Annotated in this window: 2 protein-coding genes; both read right to left on the bottom strand. The window is 43.5% G+C overall.

The annotated features are described in order from the left end of the window. Positions 1-2,578: Rib/alpha-like domain-containing protein (locus tag E5983_RS08440; protein WP_160333406.1), on the bottom strand; the 2,578-nt coding region annotated here is incomplete at its 3' end. 226 nt (positions 2,579-2,804) lie between these two features. Continuing rightward, positions 2,805-5,477 (bottom strand): mucin-binding protein (locus E5983_RS08435; protein ID WP_202056664.1); only part of this gene is annotated, 2,673 nt, incomplete at its 5' end.

The following is a 5,477-nucleotide window of genomic DNA, read 5'->3' as shown; positions in this document are numbered from 1 at the left end:
TACCTGTAGACGCGTCAGATGGAACAACAACTGTCACTCGACCTTGGTTATCAACCGTCATGCCGGAACCTGTCACACTGTAAGTCGCAGTTGCTGGCAAGTCTTTACCAGTCAGAACAACTTGATTACCTGCTTGGACACTAGCGGACTCATAGCTTGGGTTGTATCTCTCAGATTCTGGGCGTGCAGTCACCTGAACCGCTACTGGAACAACATCTTGCGATCCATCATTGTAACGAACTGTTACACTTCCAGACAAACTACCTGTAGACGCGTCAGATGGAACAACAACTGTCACACGACCCTGGTTATCAACCGTCATGCCGGAACCTGTCACACTGTAAGTCGCAGTTGCTGGCAAGTCTTTACCTGTTAGGACAACTTGATCGCCAGCCTGAACACTAGCACCATCATAACTTGGATTATAACTATCAGCCTCTTCTTTTGTAGCTGAAATCCGATTAACTGTCAAAACCTTACGATCCGTCGAACCATCTGGATAGGTTGCTAGAACTGTGTAAACTGTTTCCCCTAACCTCTCTGTTTCTGGAAGCGTAATAGTCGCTGTTCCCTGATTATCAAATGTAACTTGTGAAGCATTATTTGTCAGAACTTTAAAGGAAGTTCCTCGAGGGATTTGCCCTGTTTGTGGGGCCAGTCCTGATTTTCCAACTTGGACTTCCGTATTTAGATAGTGAATCTCATACAGGTCTGCCTGCCGCATGCTTCCAACCAATTTATTCTCAACATTTAAGATGCTACGATCCATGTAGGTGTTAGAATAGGTGTTTCGCATAATGCCTGTGGCTTGATTGGAACCTGAATAGACCCCACGTTCCTTCCAAGTTTCAGCCAAGGCAGACGCTCCTGTTTTCTGTGCAATTCCGTCAATCACAGTCGCAAATGCCTCACGGCTGAGCGGTGTTTGTAAGTTGTATTCAATCGTATAGGCGGCTGGCTCATAGTAACCACTCAAGGTTACACTTGGCATTTTTACTTCCTCAATAATTGGTGTAAAAATAGGGACCAATTTTTGCCGCTTGCTATCGGCTTCTTGCTGACTAGTGACACCTTCAAGGCTAATTGCTGGGGTATCTTTGGTATTAACCAAGCCACTCTGATTCACAACCAATGGAATGGCCTGACTGGTTCTTGTTCCACCAGCATTAGACGCATACAAATGGACCTGATTCGTGTCCACCAAGTTCATTAATTCCTGTGGAAGTTTCTGAACAATATAGGGGATAGTTCCCGCCGGCTCGGTTAACACACTACGACCCTTAACCAGCTCATACCGTGTGATAAACTTAAAACCCGTTACTTGGCCATTCTCAGTAACGATTGGTAATAATTCGGATATTTCTTGATGGGTTTGGGACGATTCCGTCTTCTGATTTTTTGTATCGGAAAATATACTATCAACAGTTGTATCCGCCAAGGCTGCTTCATAATTCGACATCTCTGCCGCAAACCAAGCTCCATTCAAGGTATCCAGCACAATACGATTGATATTGAAGATAGAGTCATAGTTATCTCCGCTCACAAAGGTTGAGCCGAAAGTGACCGCTTGATTCCCAACCAATTCCGACAAGGTCTTCCCATTTTTAAGGGTAATCGTTACCGAGAAAGATGTTGCATCGGAACTCATACTAGGATCATCCGGAAAACTCACAAAACGCTTAAGAACGGGAATTGTCCATACTTGATTGTTCTTACTTGGCGTGAACGCTTCGTCAACGTTATAGATTGAATCCGTCTTAAGCTTGATACTCTCGATATTGTTGTAGAAAGCTGGATTCTCAAACCAGAGCATGTAATTCCCAGAATTCCCTTCCCGTTTATACTCGGTTGAAAAGCCAGTCCCTTTGAATTTATTCCAATCAATTTGACGCAGAATGACCTGATTGCCATTATTAGCAAAACGATCAAAATAAGTACCGCCATAAATTTCCACGATATAATTCGGATCAAGAACATTCGCTGTAAAACCATTTACAGTCAAATCAATAGGAACCTTAAGACCAGTCGAAGGTACTTCCGCTGCCAAAAGCGCTGCTCGCTCCCTTACTGGATTGGCTATTCGCAGCCCTAAAGAACTCTGTGGTACTGCTTCTTTCTCTAAACTTACTTGAGTTGTCTTAGAAGGAGGCTGCACCACTGAAGCCTCCTCCTCCACTGATGAAGAAGTTTGCTGACCTTCTGGCCCAGTCTTAACTATTGCACCTTCTTTCAAAACTGGCGCTGACTCCAGCACTGAAACAGTTGAAAACTCCTCTTCCAGTATTTCCTTAACCGCTACAGCTTGAGACGGAAGATCCGAAGACTCCGACACAGAGACATCCAATGAAGCTGCCGCAGAATATACCACTGCTGACTCCTCCACTAGTGGCTGAACACCAGTCTCTTGTCCCCTCTCCAAACCCCTAAGGCTTGATTGATCTCCCAAACTCTGAGTTTCCTCAGCTTGGACAGTTCCAGATCCAAACAGAACAGATCCTAAAAAGACAGAGGCTACCCCAATAGAATATTTCCGAATAGAAAAGCGTTGAACAGTTTTGGTAAACGGTTCATTTTTCATACATTAAAACTCCTTTCTTCTTTTGAAAATCCTCTGACTTGTCAAAAGAATCACATATTATATTTTAGTGGAAAAAGTCGGAAAAGTCCATGACTAAAACCTATTTTCACAAAGAAAAAACCCTCTCCTAAAATAGGAGAGGGCGGGGAAATAATTTAAACAAACATAGGGGATTTCCCACTTTTACTCATACTGTAAATACTCTTATCTAGTATGTACCTGTCGACTATTCTTCGTCTTTGCGACGACGTCCGACAATTCCAAATCCTGCTAGAAGACCTAGAATACCTAGAGCTGTTGCTCCAGCAGCATCGTCAGTACCAGTTTCAGGAAGTTCTGCCGCTGGTGCCTCAGGTTGAGCTGGTGCTACAGGTTCTGGTTGAGGTGCAGGTTTTGGTTGAGGTTTTGGTTCTGGCTTAGGCTCAGGTTTTGGTTCTGGCTTAGGCTCAGGTTTTGGAACCTCAACGTAAGGAACTGCAGTTGGTTTAGTTGGATCTTTAGGTACTGGTGGGATGTAACCTTTAGTTGGATCACTTGGATCAACTGGTTTCAATGGCTCACGAGTATCTGGATCAACTGGTACCAAACCTGGAATATGTGGAATAGCTGGTTGACTTGGATCCGTTGGTGGAACAAGTTTACTTGGATCGTTTGGATCGTTCGTGTATGGTAGTTCTGTCCATGGATTCTCTGGAGTTACTCCTGGAGGGAACTCTGGAACATAGTTCGCAATTGGAACATACATAACTTGATCGAGGATATCTGCTGAATCAGCTGTAATACCTGTATGAGCTCCTACTTCCACTTGAGAAGGATCTACAAGGATATGACCTTTATAGACTGGAGTCTTATAGTTTCCAAATGCTGTACCATCTTGTGCTACCCAATCACCAAGAGTTGTTTCACCAGTTACCAGATTGATGCTTCCTTCACGACGGAAACGGAGTACATCACGGTGCATTGGCGCTTCAGATGCTGGAACCTCTTTCAAGCTTCCATCTTCTGCACGTACATAGTAACGAACCTCACGGCTAACTTCCTTCGTCAATTTAAGGATATCATCCTTATCTGGATTTGGATAATTTGGTGTATTTGGATCAGTTGGGTCAACTGGCTTATTAGGATCTACTGGTTTCTCTGGAGTTACAGGGATCACCTTCGCCTTAAGGTCTACGTAGTAGAGATCTACTCCGTCCTTACCGTCGAAGTGAGTTCCTGAAACGAAACCATCTCTCACAAGCTCATAACCAAGTTTCACATACTTAACAATAGTGTCAGCTGTTGCATAGTTAATTACTTGTGATTGAGTACCTTCCATAACCGCTGAACTCTCAAGTTCACGGACAACTGTAGTGCCATCTTGTTTCACTTCACGGTAGATAATTTGTGCTTTATCAATTCGTGCATAAGGAACAACGGTTGGCTTAGTTGGATCCTCTGGAACTGGAGGGATGTAACCCTTAGTTGGATCTTGTGGATCAACTGGTTTCAACGGAATTTGTGGCTCAAATCCTGGTACATAAGGGATATTTGGTTGAGCTGGATTTTCAGGAGGAACAATCTTACCTGGATCTGTTGGATCGTTGGTATATGGTACCTCTGACCATGGCTTATCTGGCATATCCGCTGGGAATTCAGGGACATAATTTGCAAGTTTCGCATAGACAACTTCATCATGAATATCTGCTGATGTTGCTGTGATACCTGCATGGGCACCCTTCACTACATCTGCTGCATTTACAAGGATATGATCTTTGTAAACTGGTGATGTATAACCACTGAAGGATGTGCCATCTAGAGCAACCCACTCACCCAGAGTATTTTCGCCTGTTACAAGGTTAACAGTTCCTTCACGACGGAAGCGAAGTGTATCTTCCTTAGTTGGGATTTCCATTTCTGGAATCTTCGTAAGGTTTCCGTTTGTATCGCGAACATAGTATTTCACGTCACGTTTTACTTCCTCAGTCAACTTCACAATATCTTTGTTTTCAATTGGTGGGTAAACTGGTGAATATGGATCTGTTGGATCTGTTGGTTTGTTTGGTTCTTGTGGTTTCTCTGGTGTCACAGGGATAATCAATTCTTTCAAGTCAACGTGGTAAACAGCGCCATCTTGAGTGAAGCGACCACCTGGTACAAAGCCATCTTTCACGAGAACATAACCAAGGCGTTTGTATTTAGTAATTGTATCTGTTGTTGAGTAATTGATTGGATCACCAATTGCTCCTTCAAGAACTGGAGATTTCTCAAGTTCACGAATAACAGTCATTCCATCTTGACCTACTACACGGTAAACAAATTGTGCAGACGACATATTACGTACATATGGAATCTTCGTATTGTCGGTAGGTGTTGTTGGAACTGGAGGGATGTAACCCTTAGTTGGATCTTGTGGATCAACTGGTTTCAACGGTTCTTTCGTTCCTGGATCTACTGGAGTCAAACCTGGTACATATGGAATTGCAGGTTGTTTTGGATCAGTAGGTGGAACAATATCCGTTGGTTTGTTTGGATCTGTTACATACGGTACTTCTGTCCATGGTTTCTCTGGAGTTACACCTGGAGGGAATTCTGGAACATAGTTACCAACTGGTACATAAACTACTGAATCAACATAGTCACCATCAGTTGCTTTCACACCTGTGTGAGCTCCCGCTTCTGCTTGGTTAGGATCTTTCAAGACATATCCTGGAACCACTGGTGATTTCTTATTGTCAAAGCTATCGCCAGTAGCAGGTGTCCACTCACCTAGAGTAATTTCGCCGGTAGCTAGGTTAATCGTTCCTGTACGTGTAAATTCTAGAGTATCAACAACTTCCTCAGCAATAACCTTACCAGATTCATCCACATAGCGAACCGTACGTTTCACATTTTCTGTTAACGTTTCGATCGCTGGGTC

Origin of the sequence: Streptococcus danieliae, assembly GCF_009767945.1 — a bacterium.
Classification (GTDB): Bacteria; Bacillota; Bacilli; order Lactobacillales; family Streptococcaceae; genus Streptococcus; species Streptococcus danieliae.
The sequence above is the reverse complement of the archived record's forward strand: the minus strand, read 5'-3'. Positions and strand labels throughout refer to the sequence as shown.